This is a genomic window from Thermomonospora echinospora (assembly GCF_900108175.1).
Taxonomy (GTDB): Bacteria; Actinomycetota; Actinomycetes; order Streptosporangiales; family Streptosporangiaceae; genus Thermomonospora; species Thermomonospora echinospora.
The window spans coordinates 110,409-125,863 of record NZ_FNVO01000001.1 but is presented as its reverse complement, the minus strand read 5'-3'; the positions used below and the strand labels follow the sequence as shown (position 1 = coordinate 125,863).

16 protein-coding genes are annotated in these 15,455 nt (G+C 74.2%); 2 read left to right on the top strand and 14 right to left on the bottom strand.

All coding sequences use genetic code 11. The features are described from left to right. Positions 1-51: 51 nt before the first annotated feature. The 3 genes from C4U03_RS00570 to C4U03_RS00560 form a co-directional block, all read right to left on the bottom strand. Positions 52-654 carry a hypothetical protein gene (locus tag C4U03_RS00570; protein WP_103935604.1) on the bottom strand — a complete coding sequence of 201 codons (603 nt, stop codon included), beginning with the start codon at positions 652-654 and terminating at the stop codon, positions 52-54. A gap of 72 nt (positions 655-726) precedes the next feature. Continuing rightward, positions 727-2,031: an ATP-binding protein gene (locus C4U03_RS00565; RefSeq protein WP_235017536.1), complete on the bottom strand. Its 1,305-nt coding sequence runs from the start codon at positions 2,029-2,031 to the stop codon at positions 727-729. Further along, entirely contained in the window at positions 2,028-2,744 is a 717-nt protein-coding gene (locus C4U03_RS00560) for a lysophospholipid acyltransferase family protein (protein WP_103935603.1), read from the bottom strand. The genes C4U03_RS00565 and C4U03_RS00560 overlap by 4 nt, the downstream gene beginning before the upstream one ends. A gap of 373 nt (positions 2,745-3,117) precedes the next feature. On the opposite strand from C4U03_RS00560, the gene C4U03_RS00555 reads away from it, so the two are divergent. Then, positions 3,118-3,966, top strand: a complete 849-nt coding sequence (locus C4U03_RS00555) for a hypothetical protein (RefSeq protein WP_103935602.1) — start codon at positions 3,118-3,120, stop codon at positions 3,964-3,966. 197 nt (positions 3,967-4,163) lie between these two features. On the opposite strand, the gene C4U03_RS00550 is transcribed toward C4U03_RS00555, so the two are convergent. The 6 genes from C4U03_RS00550 to C4U03_RS00525 form a co-directional block, all read right to left on the bottom strand. Continuing rightward, positions 4,164-4,880, bottom strand: a complete 717-nt coding sequence (locus C4U03_RS00550; protein ID WP_103935601.1) for an endonuclease/exonuclease/phosphatase family protein — start codon at positions 4,878-4,880, stop codon at positions 4,164-4,166. 10 nt (positions 4,881-4,890) lie between these two features. Then, positions 4,891-5,838 (bottom strand): ROK family glucokinase, encoded by a 948-nt coding sequence (locus C4U03_RS00545; RefSeq protein ID WP_103935600.1) that lies wholly within the window; start codon positions 5,836-5,838, stop codon positions 4,891-4,893. 13 nt (positions 5,839-5,851) lie between these two features. Continuing rightward, the gene (locus tag C4U03_RS00540; RefSeq protein ID WP_103935599.1) at positions 5,852-6,220 is read right to left on the bottom strand and encodes a hypothetical protein; all 369 of its coding nucleotides are present in this window, start codon (positions 6,218-6,220) and stop codon (positions 5,852-5,854) included. Between the two features lie 67 nt (positions 6,221-6,287). Next, a complete protein-coding gene (locus tag C4U03_RS00535; protein WP_103935598.1) occupies positions 6,288-6,725 on the bottom strand; it encodes an SRPBCC family protein in 438 nt (145 codons plus the stop codon). An 86-nt stretch (positions 6,726-6,811) separates the two neighbouring features. Beyond that, the gene (locus C4U03_RS00530) at positions 6,812-7,579 is read right to left on the bottom strand and encodes a metallophosphoesterase family protein (RefSeq protein WP_103935597.1); all 768 of its coding nucleotides are present in this window, start codon (positions 7,577-7,579) and stop codon (positions 6,812-6,814) included. A gap of 40 nt (positions 7,580-7,619) precedes the next feature. After that, a complete protein-coding gene (locus tag C4U03_RS00525; protein ID WP_103935596.1) occupies positions 7,620-8,315 on the bottom strand; it encodes a copper homeostasis protein CutC in 696 nt (231 codons plus the stop codon). Positions 8,316-8,549: 234 nt separating this feature from the next. Here C4U03_RS00525 and C4U03_RS00520 point away from each other — a divergent pair, with 234 nt between their 5' ends. Beyond that, entirely contained in the window at positions 8,550-10,376 is a 1,827-nt protein-coding gene (locus tag C4U03_RS00520; RefSeq protein WP_407701399.1) for an AMP-dependent synthetase/ligase, read from the top strand. A gap of 22 nt (positions 10,377-10,398) precedes the next feature. Here the strand turns inward: C4U03_RS00520 and C4U03_RS00515 are convergent, their stop codons facing one another. The 5 genes from C4U03_RS00515 to C4U03_RS00495 form a co-directional block, all read right to left on the bottom strand. Continuing rightward, entirely contained in the window at positions 10,399-11,058 is a 660-nt protein-coding gene (locus C4U03_RS00515) for an NAD(P)H-binding protein (protein ID WP_103935595.1), read from the bottom strand. A 10-nt stretch (positions 11,059-11,068) separates the two neighbouring features. Beyond that, on the bottom strand, positions 11,069-11,521 hold the full coding sequence (locus tag C4U03_RS00510; protein ID WP_103935594.1) for an ATP-binding protein: 453 nt from the start codon (positions 11,519-11,521) through the stop codon (positions 11,069-11,071). 195 nt (positions 11,522-11,716) lie between these two features. Continuing rightward, positions 11,717-13,048 carry a DUF1996 domain-containing protein gene (locus tag C4U03_RS00505; protein ID WP_103935593.1) on the bottom strand — a complete coding sequence of 444 codons (1,332 nt, stop codon included), beginning with the start codon at positions 13,046-13,048 and terminating at the stop codon, positions 11,717-11,719. A gap of 22 nt (positions 13,049-13,070) precedes the next feature. Further along, a complete protein-coding gene (locus C4U03_RS00500; RefSeq protein ID WP_103935592.1) occupies positions 13,071-13,712 on the bottom strand; it encodes a DUF4142 domain-containing protein in 642 nt (213 codons plus the stop codon). Between the two features lie 234 nt (positions 13,713-13,946). Beyond that, positions 13,947-15,416: an NADH-quinone oxidoreductase subunit NuoF family protein gene (locus tag C4U03_RS00495; RefSeq protein ID WP_103935591.1), complete on the bottom strand. Its 1,470-nt coding sequence runs from the start codon at positions 15,414-15,416 to the stop codon at positions 13,947-13,949. Positions 15,417-15,455 lie beyond the last annotated feature (39 nt).

Here is a 15,455-nt window from a genome sequence, read left to right as displayed (position 1 = left end):
CAGTCCGGGGCGTTCCCGCCGAGTCGGCTCACCCCGGCCGGTTCGTTCCGATCAGTTCGTCGGGGTGGGCGAGGGTGCGGGGGCGGTCGGGGGCTCGGTGGGCGGGAGCCGCCGGGGAAGCCGCCATTCGGGCGGCATACGCCCACGCCAGTCCTCGTCCTGCTCGGGACCCCACCGGCGCCAGCCCGGTCCATACGGCCCGTACGGACCATACGGGCCGCCACGGTCGATCATCCGCACATGGTGCTCGTCGCCACGGTCGTCCAGGAGGTCCAGCAGGCCGACGGCGCCGCCGCCGATGATCGCGCCGGCGACTCCGGCCGCCAGCAGTTGCAGGGGCCGGCTGCGTCCCCACTCCCGGGCCTGCCCGCGCCACTTGCCTCCGCCGGGAGGGGGAGGCGGCGCATGGAAGGCCGCCGCGGGTTGCTCCGGTGCCGGTGCGCCCGGCGGCGCCTGGCCCGGCTGCGGGGGCGGGGCGGCGGGGGACGCCTGGCCCGGAGGGTGCGGTTGACCGGCGGGGCCCGGGGCGGCCGAAGCCGGTCCGGCGGACGGTGCCGGGGCCGCGGGCGGGGGCTGCGGGGGCCCGGCGGGCGGCCCCTGCCGGGGCTCGCCGGAGTCGGGTCCGGCGACGCGCTTGTCGTCTTCGTCGGGCATGGTTCTCCCTCGGCATCGGTTCGGCAGGCCCATCATGGGCGCCGTCCCGTTAAGCCGCCGTAAACCGGGATTTCAGGGCAGCGGCACGGTCATCTCGATCTCGGTGCCCTCTCCGGGGGCCGAGATCACCGATACCCGGCCGCCCAGATCACGGATCCGGCCCTTGATCGACTGGGCGATCCCCAGCCGTCCGCCGGCCGCGGCCTCGGCGAGACGGCCGGCGGGCATGCCGGGCCCGTCGTCGCGGACGCTCACCGTGACCTCGCCCGGACCGTCCTCCAGCAGCACCCAGGCGCGCGCGCCGGGGTCGCAGTGACGGCGCACGTTGTCCAGGGCGGCGCCCACCGCGGCGTCGATCTCCCGGGCCGCGGGGGCGGGCAGCCGGACCGGCGTGGCCGGCGTGGACACGGTGACCGTCGTGGACGAGCGGGCGGCCAGCAGCGCGCGCAGGTCGAGGTCGGTGCCGCCGCCGGATTCGGCGGCCTCGGGTGTGAGGCCGATCAGGGCGCGCAGCGCCGCCTCCTGCTCGCCGGCCAGCCGTCCCAGCTCGGCGGCCTCCCCGCCCAGCTCTTCGCCGCGCCGCCGGACCAGGGCCAGCACCTGCGGCGCCGGATCGCGGTCGCGATCCGGCCGTTCCGCAGAGCCGGGCGCCGCCTGGGACTCGGCCGCGCGCCGGGACAGGTCCGACAGCTCCCCGCGCATGCGTTCGGCACGCCGCTGGACCAGCGTGAGCACCTGCAGGACCGAGTCGTGGATGTCGCGGGCCAGCCGTTCCCGCTCGCGGGTGGCCGCCTCCAGCTCGACCGCCCGGGCGAGCCGGGCCTCGGCCTTGGCGCCGAGCCTGGCGACGTGCCCGGCCACGAACCCGGCCATCAGCACCAGCACGACGCCGTTGAAGGTGGCGTGGCTCGGCACGAACCCGCGCCCGGAGACGCCGTGCACGGTGATCCCGGCGATGCCGATCAGCGTGGCGGCCAGCAGGCCCAGCCGTTTGCCGCCGGAGACGCCCCAGGCCAGCACCGAGGCCGCCACCCAGGCCAGCGGCAGCGTGGGCGCCCCCTCGGCGATCCGTTCCGGACGCTCCACCCAGGCGGTGGCGAGCAGGCAGCCGGCGGCCACCGCCAGATCCGCGGCCAGCAGCGGCAGGCGGCGCCGGGCCGGCTCGGCGTAGGCGTAGCTCGCGTACGCCGTCCACAGCGCCATGACGGCGAGCACCGCCCAGCCGCCGGCCCGGCTGCGGTACTCGTCGGCGTTGCTCAGGATGAGGGCGCCGGCGTACCCCAGCGCGACGGCCCGGAAGACCGCGATCGCCCGCCACAGCGGGACCTCGAAGCCCAGCGGGTCCGGCGCGGCCCGGCGGGACCCGGCGCGGCTCACTCGTCGTCGTCGACCGGGCGCGGGGCCTTGCCCGCCATCTCCGCCTTGACCTCCGCGGCGTAGCGGTCGACGTACTCCTGGCCGGACAGCTCCCGGATGGCCTGCATGATCTCGTCGGTGACCTTGCGCAGGACCTCCCGGTCGTCCTCCATGCCGTAGTAGCGGGAGAAGTCCATCGGCCGGCCGAAGCGCACCCCGGGCCGCACGCCGAGCCGGGGGTAGGGCTGGCCGGACGGCATCAGCTCGAAGGTGTTGAGCATCGCCATCGGGATGACCGGCACCCGCGACTGCAGCGCCAGCCGGGCCACCCCGGTCTTGCCCCTGTAGAGCCGGTTGTCGGGCGCCCGGGTGCCCTCGGGATAGATCCCCAGCAGCTTGCCCTCCGCCAGGATGCGCAGCCCGGTCTGCAACGCGGCCTCACTGGCCTTGCCGCCGGTACGGTCCACCGGCACCACGCCCACCCCGGTGAAGAACGCCTTGCTGACCAGCCCCTTGAGGCCACGGCCGGAGAAGTACTCGGCCTTGCCGATGAAGAAGATCCGGCGGCGCAGCGGCAGCGGCCCGAAGAAGTGGTCGGCGAACGACTGGTGGTTGCTGACCAGCAGCGCCGCACCCGACTTCGGCACGTTCTCCATGCCGGAGTTCCGCGGCCGCCACAGCAGGTACATGATCGGTGAGAGGACGATCCGGAGCAGCACCCAGAACCAGAACATGCCGACACCTTCCTCGGCCGCGCCGTGCCCGCGGCCCCCGCTCGTCTTGTCTCACCACGCCCCGCCGCACCGCGACGCGGCGATGATGATGGGTCATCTTCCCATCTCCGGACACCCATGCCCACACCACCGGGGCGGCAACGCCCGGCAAGGCGCGGCCGGCCGGCGCGTTCGTCGTGGAAGTCGCACACAATGGGGCATTGCCGTCTTGCCCAACGCCGCCGAACGAATACCGTAGAACCCACGCGGGAGTGCACTTCCGGGGCCCGGCCGGGTGGCGCGGCGGGTACCTTGGGGAGTCACGTGATTGGGGAGCGGAGGCCGTCATGCCGGTGCCGTCGGTCACGCCTGAGTCGTCGAAGGAGCCGGCCCCGTGAAGCGCCGTGGCAATGGACTGGACGCCGACTCGTACGCTCCGCTGATAGATCTGGCCCCCCACCTGGCCGACACCATGCTGGAAGCGCTGCGGGAGGCCGGGGTCGCCGCCTACGTGACCCCTACCCCCGACCCCGACGAGACGGGCCCGCGCATCACCGGGACGGACGGCGACTCGCTGGACCGCCTCTACGTCGACACCGCGATGCAGTCGGCCGCCGAGGGCATCCTGCACACCCACCTGACCCGGTTGCGGGCCGCCGACGGCGATCCGGCCGACGGCCCCGACCCCGACTCCGGCCCGGCGGACCCGGGCGCCGTCGACCCGTCGCCGCGCGGCCGGGCCGAACCCCGTCCCGCCGACTCGGTCGCCGGCACCACCGCCGAACGCGACGAGGACGCCATCTGGGCCGAGATCGTCGCCGGCTTCGACACCGTGCCCGCCGACGGCGAGACCCCGTGGCCCGAGCAGGAGAACATCGACGAGCCGCCGGCCGGACGCGCACAGCCCGGGCCGGCCGACGAGGGCGAGGACCGCGCCGGGCTGCTGCCGATCTCCCGGGTGATCAAGCCCGCCGACGACCCGGAGCCGCCGCCCCCCGACGACGAGGGCCACTACGTCCCGCCGCCGCCCCCGCCGCTGCCCAGCACCGACCCGATCACCAAGACCGCCTGGCTCTGTCTGGTCGGCGGCCCCCTCTACCTGCTGGTCACGGTGATCCTCGGCTGGAGCGTCCCCGGCTGGGCGGCGTTCCTGGCGGTCGCCGCGTTCATCGGCGGCTTCGTCACCTTGGTCCTGCGCATGGGCGACGACCCCCACGACACCGACGACGGCGCCGTCGTCTAACCCCAGGCGATCGCCGCACCCACCCACCAGCGGCTCCGCCACCCTGGTCCCGCGCACGAGCGACGACCCTCACGACACCGACGACAGCGCCGTCGTCTAACCCCCAAGCGGTCGCCGCACCCACCCACCAGCAGCTCCGCCACCCTGGTCCCGCGCACGAGCGACGACCCTCACGACACCGACGACAGCGCCGTCGGCTAGTTCTGTGGTTCGTTCGGGAGTCTCAGGTCGGCGAGGACCGGCAGGTGGTCGGTGGCCCGGGTGTAATCGGCGGGTGGGGCGGCGTCGGAGGGGACGCCGCAGCCGATGACCTCGATGCCGGGGTCGGTGAAGATGGCGTCGATCCGCCTGCGAGGGCGGCGAGCGGAGAAGGTGGGGGCGGGGCCGCGCGGGGCGGCGGCGTAGGCGTCGGTGAACACGCTGGTCAGCAGGTCCCAGGACGGCCCGCCGGGCTCCTCGTTGATGTCGCCGCCGAGCACCACCGGGGCCTGAAATCTGCGGCGGGCCCGTTCCAGCAGGCCGATCACCTCGGCGGTGTGGGTGCGCCGGGCGTCCTCGGCCAGGTCCAGATGGGTGCAGGCGGCGATCACCCGGGCGCCGTCGATCTCCAGCACCGCCAGGGCCAGGCCCCGGCGGTGCAGCCCGGGTATCCGGGTGAGCAAGTGGTACTCGGCATGGACGCGACGGGCGCGCGGCCCGGCCAGCACCGCCAGCCCGGCGGGGCGGCGGCCGGCGGCCGGCGTCAGCCCGGTCCGGGCGGCCAGGGCCCGCCGGCGGGCGCGCCAGTTCAGCAGGCGCGGCGCCTCCTGCAGGCACACCAGGTCGGCGTCGCAGGCCCGGATGACCCGCATCAGCGCGGCCCGGTCGTCCCGCAGGGACCTGATGTTGTAGCTGAGCGCCCGTACCGTCGTCACCGCGGGGCGGTCAGCGCTGGCGGGCCAGGTCGGCGGCGCCCACGATGCCCGCGGCCGAGCCGAGTTCGGCGATCCGGACCTCGGGCAGCCTGCGGTAGCCACGCCCGGTCACCGCGGCCTCGAACGCGGCGCGGACGGGCTCCAGCAGCAGGTCGCCGGCGTCCGACAGCCCGCCCCCGATGATGAACGCGCCCGGGTCCAGGATCGCGGCCAGGTCGGCCAGCCCCTGCCCGGCCCACGCCGCCACGGTGCCGAAGCACTCCAGCGCGGCCCGGTCGCCCTCACGGGCCGCCTGGGTGATCTCCAGGCCGCCGACGCCCTCGGGGGTGCCGTCGCCCAGCTCCAGCAGCCGGGCGGCCATCAGCGGGGCGACCCGGGCCAGTTCGCGGGCCTCGTGGACGAGGGCGTTGCCGCTGGCGTACTGCTCCCAGCAGCCGCGGTTGCCGCAGCCGCAGCGGCGGCCATCGGGCACCATCCGCAGGTGGCCGATCTCGCCGGCCAGCCCGAACCGGCCCCGGTACAACTCGCCGTCCACCACGATGCCGCCGCCGATGCCGGTGCCCAGGGCGACCAGCACCAGGAACCGCTCGCCGCGCCCGGCGCCGAACCGGAACTCCCCCCAGGCGGTGGCGTTGGCGTCGTTCTCCACCACCACCGGCATCCCGACCAGTTCCTCGACCTTGTCCTTGATCGGCTCGTCCCGCCAGGCCAGGTTGGGGGCGAACAGCACGGTGGCGCGGGCCTCGTCAACGAAGCCGGCCGCGCCCAGCCCGACCGCCTCGACCTGCTCGTACTTGCCCTTCAGCAGGTCGACCACCTCGGCGATGACCTCGGCGGTCTGCCGGGGATCGGTGGAGGGGGTGGGCCTGCGCACCTGTTCCAGGATCCGCCCGCCGTCGTCGACCACGCCGGCCGCGACCTTCGTGCCTCCCACGTCCACGCCGATGGTCAGCGCCATGAACGTCTCCTCCTCAGGATCCCTCAGCTCGTCGGATGTCGGCGGAATCCCCGTCGGGGCCCTCCCGCCCGGTGCCGGTGCACGGCGGACGGGACCGCTCCAAACCGTCCAGGAAGTCCCCGGCCGCCGCCAGCAGCGACCTAGCGGCCTCCAGCAGACGGCCCTCGACGTCACCGCCGGACGCCCGGGCGGCCGCCATGGCGCGGCACAGGGGACAGTAGCGGCATTCGACGGCGATGTGCGGGGAGTCCTGTCCGACGGCCCGCTCCCAGACGTCCCCAGTCCGCTCGCCGCCGGGGGCCCGCATCCACCGGCGCAGGCCGTCCAGCAGCCCGGCGGCCTCGTCGAGGACGTCGTCCGACTGGTCCGACCGGTCCGTCATGAGAACATCATCCATCCGTCATCGGTCAGACACCGTATCGCCCCGATACCGGTGACGAAGGTGTCACTCAGCGCTCGACGTACCGCTTGAGCCCCTTCAGCGCCGAATCGATGATCATCTTCTCGCCCTTGCGCTTGACCAGCCCGATCATCGGCACCCGGACGTCCACCGCCAGCTCGTAGGTGACCTCGGTGTGCTGCCCGGCGCCGGCCAGCCGGTAGGAGCCGTGCAGCGCGGAGACCACGTTGCCCTTCTCCACCAGCTCCCAGTGCACCCCGTCGCCGTCGGGGTCCCAGGTGTAGGCCAGCCCGTAGGTGTCCTTGATCGGGCCGGCGTCGATCGTCAGCCGGGCCCGGGCCGGGCGCCCGTCCGGCCCGGTCTCCAGCACCTCGACGTCGCGGATCCCACCGGCCCACTCGGGGTAGGACGGCAGATCGGCGATGACCGCCATGATCTCGTCCCGGTCCGCCCTGATGGTGATGGAAGAACTCGCGCGGTCCGCCATCGGATGCCTTCCCTTCACGCCTTAACGCCCTTACGCCCTGCACGTCCGCCGCGGGCCCGGTGCCGGGCCGTCCGTGATCAGTATCTTCAAAGATCCAGCACGTACGGGACGCCGCCGGCCCGGAAGTGCCCCACGTTGACACATTCGGTACGGCCGATCCGCATCCGCTTTGCCAGCGGCTGGTGTACGTGGCCGAACAGCACGTACCGCGGCTGCGTGCGGTGGATCGCCTCCAGCACCGCCTCGCTGCCCCGCTCGAACCGGCGCGCGACGGTGTCGTACAGCAGGTCGGGGACGGCCGGCGGGATGTGGCAGCACAGCACGTCCACCTCCCCCAGCGCGGCGACCTTGGCGGCGTACTCCTCATCGTCGATCTCGTTGGGGGTGCGGTAGACGGTGCGCAGCCCGCCGCCGACGAACCCGAACCGCAGGCCGCCGATCTCGGCGACCTCCCCGTCCAGCACCCGGTGGCCTTCGCGTACGTAGTCGCCCCACATCTGCGGGACGTCGACGTTGCCATAGGTCAGGTAGGCCGGCTGCGGCATGGCGGCGAACAGGTCGGCGTACTGGCGGCGAACAGCGCGTTCGATGTGCGGCCAGGCGCCACCCTCCAGCGAGTCCCACAGGCCCCGGGAGAACTCCCGCGCCTCCTCGAACCGCTTCTCGGTGCGCAGCGCGATGAAGCGATCGGCGTTGTCCTGCCCGAACAGTTCGGCGAAGATGCCCTGGCCGTGGTCGGAGTAGTCGATGAACAGGATCAGATCGCCCAGGCAGATAAACACGTCCGCGCCCTCGCCGGCCCGCCCGAGCGCCTCCACATTGCCGTGGACGTCGCTCACCACATGGATCCGCATGAACAGACAATAAGGCCCTTTTGTCCGTTCGGCTCGGGGCTCAGCCCACGGCGGCGGAGACCAGGGCACGCCACTCGCGGACGAGACCGGCCTCCACCGGCGCGTCCCAGGACCCGTCCGGGCGGACCGCGCCACCGACGTGGAAGGCGCCGACGCCGGCGGCGGCGAGCACCGCCACGTGCTTGCGCCGCAGCCCACCGCCGGCCATGATCATCCGCGCCGCGGCCGGGTCGCCCGCCGCCCGGCGCACCAGCACGTCCACCCCGGCGTCCACACCGCGCGCCGACCCCGCGGTCAGCGCCGTGTCCAGGGTGCCGCCGAGCTCACGGACCGCCCGCCATGCCCGGTCGGCGTCGGCGGCGTGGTCCAGCGCGCGGTGGAACGTCCACGGCAGCGGGGCCACGAGCGCGGCGAGCTTGCCGGTGGCGGCCAAGTCCACGTTCCTGGCCTGGTCCAGAAAGCCGAAGACGAAGCCGTCCACGCCGGCCTCGCGCAGGTCCCCGGCGGCGCGCCGCAGCCGGTCCAGCTCCGGCGGCGTGGTGCGGAAGCCGGGGTTGGCCCGCAGCATCGCCCGCATGGGCAGCGAGGTGGCCCGGCGCATCCGAGCGACCGCCTCCGGGTCAGGGGTCAGGCCGTCGGCGGCCATGTCGGCCACGACCTCGATGCGGTCGGCCCCGCCCTCCTCGGCGGCCTGCGCGTCGGCGGCGTCCAGTGCGATCACTTCGAGCAGCGCCATGGCGCCTCCTCGTGCGGCCCCTGCGATGGGTGTGCCGTCCAGCGTAGGGGAGACGACGGCCGCGCACGGGCCGGCGCCGAGGGCCGACCGCATACCCTGTGAGACGGACATGTGACGTGATCGTGAACGGCTTCTCCCGGCGGGAGCTACCCACCAGTAGCCGGAAGCGGTACCGTCCCTTCGAGTCCAACCAGGTCGTCCAGGCCGTCTACCGCGCTCAATGGAGGAGTGACCGTGCGCGAGTTCAGCGTCCCCACCATGGTGGAGGTGCCCGGCTCCACCAATCTGACCGACGCGCTTTTCTCCCGCGCCGACAGCGAGCCGGGCCGGATCGTCCTGCGCCGCAAGGCCGGTGGGTCCGGCGACGCCTGGAGCTCGGTCACCGCCGTCGAGTTCGCCGACGAGGTCACCGCCGTGGCCAAGGGCCTCATCGCCGCGGGCGTCGAGCCGGGCGACCGGGTCGCCCTGATGTCCCGCACCCGCTACGAGTGGACGCTGCTGGACTACGCCGTGTGGGCGGCCGGCGGCGTCACCGTTCCCATCTACGAGACCTCCTCGGCCGAGCAGGTCGAGTGGATCGTCTCCGACTCCGGCGCCAAGGCCATGTTCGCCGAGAACGACGACCACCTGGACGTCGTAGCGCAGGTCCGCGACCAACTCCCGGGACTGGCGCACGTATGGGGCATCGACGCCGGCGCCGTGGCGGAGCTGACGGCCCTGGGCGCGGAGGTCTCCGACGAGACGTTCCGCGAGCGCCGCACCTCCCGGACGGGCACCGACACCGCCACCCTCGTCTACACCTCCGGCACCACCGGGCGCCCGAAGGGCTGCGAGCTCACCCACGCCAACTTCGTGGAGACCTCCCGCAACTCCATCCAGGGCGCGCTGAGCGAGGTCGCCATGGACGGCGCCTCGACACTGCTGTTCCTGCCGCTGGCGCACGTGTTCGCCCGGCTGATCCAGGTGGCCACCATCGAGGCCGGGATCGTCCTCGGCCACAGCGACATCCCCAGCCTGCTGCCCGACCTGGCCTCCTTCCGGCCCACGTTCCTGCTCGCGGTGCCCCGGGTGTTCGAGAAGGTCTACAACGGCGCCGAGCAGAAGGCCACCGCCGAGGGCAAGGGGAAGATCTTCCATGCCGCCGCCGACACCGCCATCGCCTACAGCAAGGCCCTGGACGCCCCCGGCGGGCCGGGCACGGCCCTGAAGGTCAGGCACTGGGTGTTCGACCGGCTGGTGTACGGCAAGCTGCGCGCCGCGGTCGGCGGCCAGGTCAAGTACGCGGTGTCCGGCGGCGCAGCGCTCGGCGAGCGGCTCGGCCACTTCTTCCGCGGGGTCGGCATCGTGATCCTGGAGGGGTACGGGCTGACCGAGACCACCGCCCCGGCCACCGTCAACCGGCCCAGCGCCCTGCGCGTCGGCACCGTCGGCCAGCCCATCCCCGGCGTCACCGTGCGGATCGCCGAGGACGGCGAGGTGCTGGTCAAGGGCATCAACGTGCTGCGCGGCTACTGGGGCAACGAGGCGGCCACCAAGGAGGCCCTCGACGAGGGCTGGTTCCACACCGGCGACCTCGGCGCGCTGGACTCCGACGGCTTCCTGAAGATCACCGGCCGCAAGAAGGAGATCCTGGTGACCGCGGCCGGCAAGAACGTGGCGCCCGCCCCGCTGGAGGACCGGCTGCGCGCCCACCCGCTGGTCAGCCAGTGCCTGGTGGTCGGCGACGGCCGCAAGTTCATCAGCGCGCTGATCACGCTGGACGAGGAGGCCGTCGGCCCGTGGGCGCAGGCCAACGGCAAGCCCGCCGACCTGACCGTCGAGCGGCTACGCGAGGACCCCGACGTGATCGCGGCCATCGACGCCGCGGTGGCCGAGGCCAACCGGAGCGTCAGCCACGCCGAGGCGATCAAGAAGTACCGGATCCTGGACGTCGACTTCACCGAGGCCGGCGGGCACCTGACCCCGTCGCTGAAGGTGAAGCGGAACAAGGTGATCCAGGACTTCGCCGCCGAGATCGAGGCCCTGTACGCCACGGACGGGGCCCCGGCCCGCAAGTCCTGACCCACGCCGGCCCGGCGCCGCGCTAGGCGGTGAGGGCGGCGACGGCCTCCTCGATCGGGGTGGTGCCGCCCACCAGGTCGAGGGTGCGGCGGTTCACCCCGGAGGCGTCCAGCAGCGCCGCCAGGACGGCCGCCACGTCGTCGCGGGTCACCTCGCCCCGGCCCACGTCGGGCTCGGCCAGCGTGACCAGGCCGGTGCCGGGGTCGTCGGTGAGCAGCCCGGGGCGTACGATCACCCAGTCCAGGTCGCGGGCGCGCAGGTCGTCCTCGGCCTCCCCCTTGGCCCTGACGTAGGCGGCCCAGGCCTCGTCGGTGCCGGGCCGCGGCGGCCTCCCGGCGCCCATCGAGGAGATCTGCAGGAAGCGGCGCACGCCCGCCCGTTCGGCGGCGTCGGCCAGCAGCGCCGAGGCGGCGCGGTCCACGGTGTCCTTGCGGGCGGCGCCGCTGCCGGGGCCCGCCCCGGCGGCGAAGACGGCCGCGTCGGCGCCCTCCAGCAGGGCCGCGACCTCCTCCACCGAGGCGTGCTCCAGGTCGCACACCTCGGGCCGCGCGCCCGCCCGGCGGACGTCGTCGGCGTGGTCCGGATTGCGGATGAGGCCCGTCACCTGAACGCCCCCGGCCGACAGCACCCTGGCCAGCCGCAGCGCGATCTTCCCATGGCCTCCGGCGATCACTACGTTCATGACCGCGATCCTACGGACCGGCCGGCTCGCACCACACGACCTTCCCCCCGTCGCGGGCGGGATGCCAGCCCCAGCCGGCGCTCAACGCCGCCACCAGCAGCAGCCCCCGGCCGCCCTCGGCGTCGGCGTCGGCCGCCCGGGGGACGGGCGGGCGGCCGTCGGCGTCCCAGACCTCGATGCGCAGCCGTCCCCCGGGCCGTGACAGGCGGAGTCGGATCGTTCCAAGCCGGTCGGGCGGGACCACGGGCGGCCGATCCTCGCCCGGGGCGGCGGCCACGAGCGCGGCGGTGGCCCGGACCGCGTTGGTGACCAGTTCGGAGGCCAGCAGCTCGGCGGTGTCGGCGAGCCCCGCCATCCCCCAGCCCGGCAGGACCCGCGCGACGTGCCGGCGCGCCTGCCGGGCCGCGCCGGGCCGGGCGGCGAGGGTCAGGTCACTGTGCGGCGACCCTGGATTGCTCTGCACGCCGGCCGCCCCCTGGTCGGTGCGTGGACGGGAAGTGCAGGGCCGGGGGTGCGATGCCGTGGGCCGCGGAACCCGCCGTAGTTCGCCAGGCTGCGGCTCCGCTCCCCCGGCCCTGCGTCGACACGACCGGTGAGGGTGCGCCAAGGGACGGGCCTCCTTGCCTCACCGGTCGTGTGCCTCATGGTGTGCCCGCGCTCAGCAGTTGCGGCCGCGGTTGATGCAGTCCACCGCCTGCCGCATCAGCCGGTCGGGCATGACGTTCTCGAAGTCGGCGTGGTCGGTGACCGGGGCGTGCAGTTGCTCGGGGAAGCTGTCCAGCGCGAACGCCTGCGCCTCGTTCGGCACGTTGTAGGTGATCGTCATCCGCAGTTGCGGGACCGCCCTGGTCCCGGACGGGCAGGCGCCGTTGCGATCCGGGAAGACGATGTGCGTGCGGTGGTTGGCCGAGTCGACGTTCTGCCCGTCCCAGCAGCTCGGGAAGTCCAGGATGCGCGTCACCCGGCTGCCGCCGGGGCACAGCGGATACTTGTCGGTCAGCACCCGGTTGGTGAAGCCGGAGCAGGTCCACTGGGCCCTGGCGTTGGCGGTGCCATTGGTGGTGGCCTTGGCGTCGCCGGTGATGACCCGCAGGAAGCGCGGCATCGCGGTGACCCGGCTGCGCGGGTTGCCCTGGAAGCGCAGGCTCACCGAGGACGGGGTGACGATGCGGCCGACGTTGCCGTCGGCGGTGCTCTGCGCGGCCTGCTCGCTGTCGTCGTCCTCGCCGAGGACGCGCAGCACGGGCCAGAAATAGGTGGAGCGGTCGCCCCGCGCGCAGGTGGTGTCGGCCGCCGCCAGGCTCTCGTCGGTGGAGAACCCGTCGGTGGACAGGTTGCCGACGTAGTCGTGGGTGTGGTGGGCGCCGTTGCTCACGCCGGGCGCGACGATGAAGTTGTCGGAGTTGAAGTGGCCGTTCTCGTTGCGGCCGCAGCGCGAGGTGAACGAGCCGCGCGAGGCTCCGCGCCCGTTGCGCGCCCGCTGGACATTGGGCCGCACGCTCTGGATGTCGACGAAGTCCTCGGCCTTCGGCCCCTGCTGCGCCTGACCCTGCCCAACGTCCTGGCCGTTGTCCTGACCGCCGTCCTGGCCGGCATCCTGCCCGCCGTCCTGGCCACCATCCTGCCCGGCGTCCTGGCCGGCGTCCTGGCCCGCGCCGGGATCCTGCTGGGCGGGATCACCGGTCTGGCCGGGGTCCTGGCTCGGGACCTGGCTCGGGTCCTGGCCCTGGCCGGGGTCGCCGGTCTGGCCCGCATCCGGTGCCTGGCCGGGGTCCTGGCCGTTGTCGTCCGGGTCGCCCGGGGCCGCCACCCGGCGCAGGTGCCCGCCGTGCCCGCCCGGAGCGGCGGCGGCCGGCGCGTCGGCCGCGGTGTCCGGCGCGGCCGGCCGGGTCAGGGTGGCCGCCGCCATGGCGGCCGCGGGCACCTGCGCCGCGGCGGCGGCCAGCGCCAGCGCCGGCACCAGCACGGCCATGCCTTTCTTGCGTTGCATGAGAGGTCTCCTCGGATGCGGATCAGGAAAGTGTCGAGTAATCCACCAGGCCCGTGCTCTCCAGATAGCTCATGTGCCGGAGTACGGCGGCGTTGGCGCGGGCGGAGAAATCGCGTACAAGACTGTTGCGGGTTTTCGCGCGGACGTCGGCGATGAGGGCGAAGACCTTGCCGTGCGCGGCGCGCAGGCGGAACACGAAATGACGGTCGTAGGCGTCGCCGGAGCGCGCCGACAACTCGGCCATCCACTGCTTCTGGTCGCGGTTGGGCTCGCTGGGCAGCACCACCCCGAGCTGTTCGGCCACCTGCCGCACGTCCTCGTCGAGCTTGAGGTGCTCAGTGGCGATCATCCCGCCGATCTCCTTGACCCGCCGGCTGGCGGCGCGCTGCTGGGCCTGCTGGCCCGAGGGCGCCTCCCACAGTCCGGCCCGCCTCACCCCGGCGAGCAGCTCCCGGTCCCGGTCGCTGAGCGGCCCCCAGCGGGTCTGCACCGTCCCGGACACCCCGGCCACGGTGCCGCCGTCGGCCGGGGTGCCCGGCGGGCTCAGCACCACGAACAGCGCGGCCGCCGCGGCCACCACGGCGACGGCGAGGAACACCAGGTCGCCGCGCCGTCCCAGCCGCCCTCCACGGCGACGGTTCGTGCCGCGGTTGAGGAACCTCATGGCGCCGTCCTCCTTTCTCCTGTCGGTCGTCATGTGCTCTGTGGTGCCGTCCGGGCGGGGCGCCCGATGCGGGTCGTCAGTTAGTACGCGGCGCGCCGGCTCACGCGTTCACCGATCTCCTCGAATTCGGCGAAAAAATCGCGCTTCATCCATTGCCCGGCCCGCGGGAACGGCAATTCGCCGGTGCCATCCCACGGCACCGGTGAAAATGCGGAACGAGTTGTTTCCGGGCGTTCAGGAGCGCCGGACGGCGGTCTCCCGCACACCGGTGGTGACGCGCAGCGCCAGCGCCGGGCACATGCCCACCGCCCGCTGGACGTCGTGTTCCATCCACGGCGGGATGTCGAAGTCGAGCAGCACCGGGTATCCGTAGCGGTCCAGCCGCACCAGTTCCGGCAGCAGATGTCCGCACAGCCCGTGGCCGTCGCAGCGGGTCCAGTCGACGGCCAGCCGGGCCTCCTCGCCCGAGGGCACCGGCAGCGGCAGTACCCCGTAGACCGGCATCCCGCAGGAGCCGCCGCGCCGATGGGCGCCGATCTCGTCGGCGAAGGCCTCCAGCGCCGACAGCACGAAGCGGGCGGTGCCGTCGGGATGGAAGCAGGCCCCCCGGCCACGCCCGACCCCGGCCGCCCGCCGGACCGCATCCGGGCCACCCGAACCGTCGGCCAGGTCGTCCAGCGCCCGTACCACGTCGGGCAGGCCCAGCCGGCAGGGCCCGCACTGCCCGGCCGACTGCCCGGCCAGGTAAGCGGCGATCCGCCGCACCTCGCCGAGCGCGCAGGTGCCGGGGGTGAGCGGCAGCACGATCCCGGCGCCGAGCGTGCCGCCCACCGCCTCCATCCCGGCCCGCGACAGCACCGCCCGCGACGCCGCCGCCGGATCCAACCAGCGGCCGTGGTAGCCGCCGACCAGCACGCCCTGCCCGGCCGCGGCCTCGCAGTGGTCCAGCACCTCCGCCAGCCGGGTGCCGAACGGCACCTCGACCACCGTGGTCCCGCCCACGGTCAGCAGGGTGGTGCCCGGCTCGTCCGGGGTCCCGGCCGTGGCGTACAGGTCGGGTCCGAGGGAGGCCAGCACCGCCAGTTGCGCGTAGGTCTCGGCGTTGGACACCAGCGTCGGGCGCCCGTCCACCCCGATCCCGGCGGCGCGTTCGCGGCGGCCTGGCGGCACCGGCGTCCGGCCGTTGATCGCGCGCACCACCGCACCGCTCTGACCGGCCACGAACCGTTCCGGCAGCCGCACGACCCGCGCGGGCATCCGCCGTTCGGCGACGGCGGCGCGCACCGAACGCGCCGCCGCGCCGCTCTCGACGGCCAGCACGATCTCGTCGGTGCCCAGCGCGGACGCCGCGACGCTCGCGCCGTCCAGCACCAGGTGCGGGGCCCGTGCCAGCAGCACCTTGTCCTTGGCGCTGCCGGGCTCGCCCTCGGCCCCGTTGACGACCACCACGGGCCGCTCCGCCCGCCCGTCGGCCGAGCGGGCGGAGCGGCGGGCGACCGCCGACAGCTTGCGGGCGAACGGGAAACCCGCCCCGCCCCGCCCGCGCAGGTCGGCCGCCTCGACCATCCGCACCAGTTCCCCCAGCGAGGGCGCCGGCAGCCCACCGTGCATCGCCCGGTGCCGGTCGAGGTCGAGCCGGTCGAACCGGTCGAAGCCCAGGGTGAGCCGGGGCCCGCCGACGCCGGTGACGGTCACCGTCCTCATCGGCCCGTCCCCTCTCCGCCACGTGCCCCGGACGCCGCG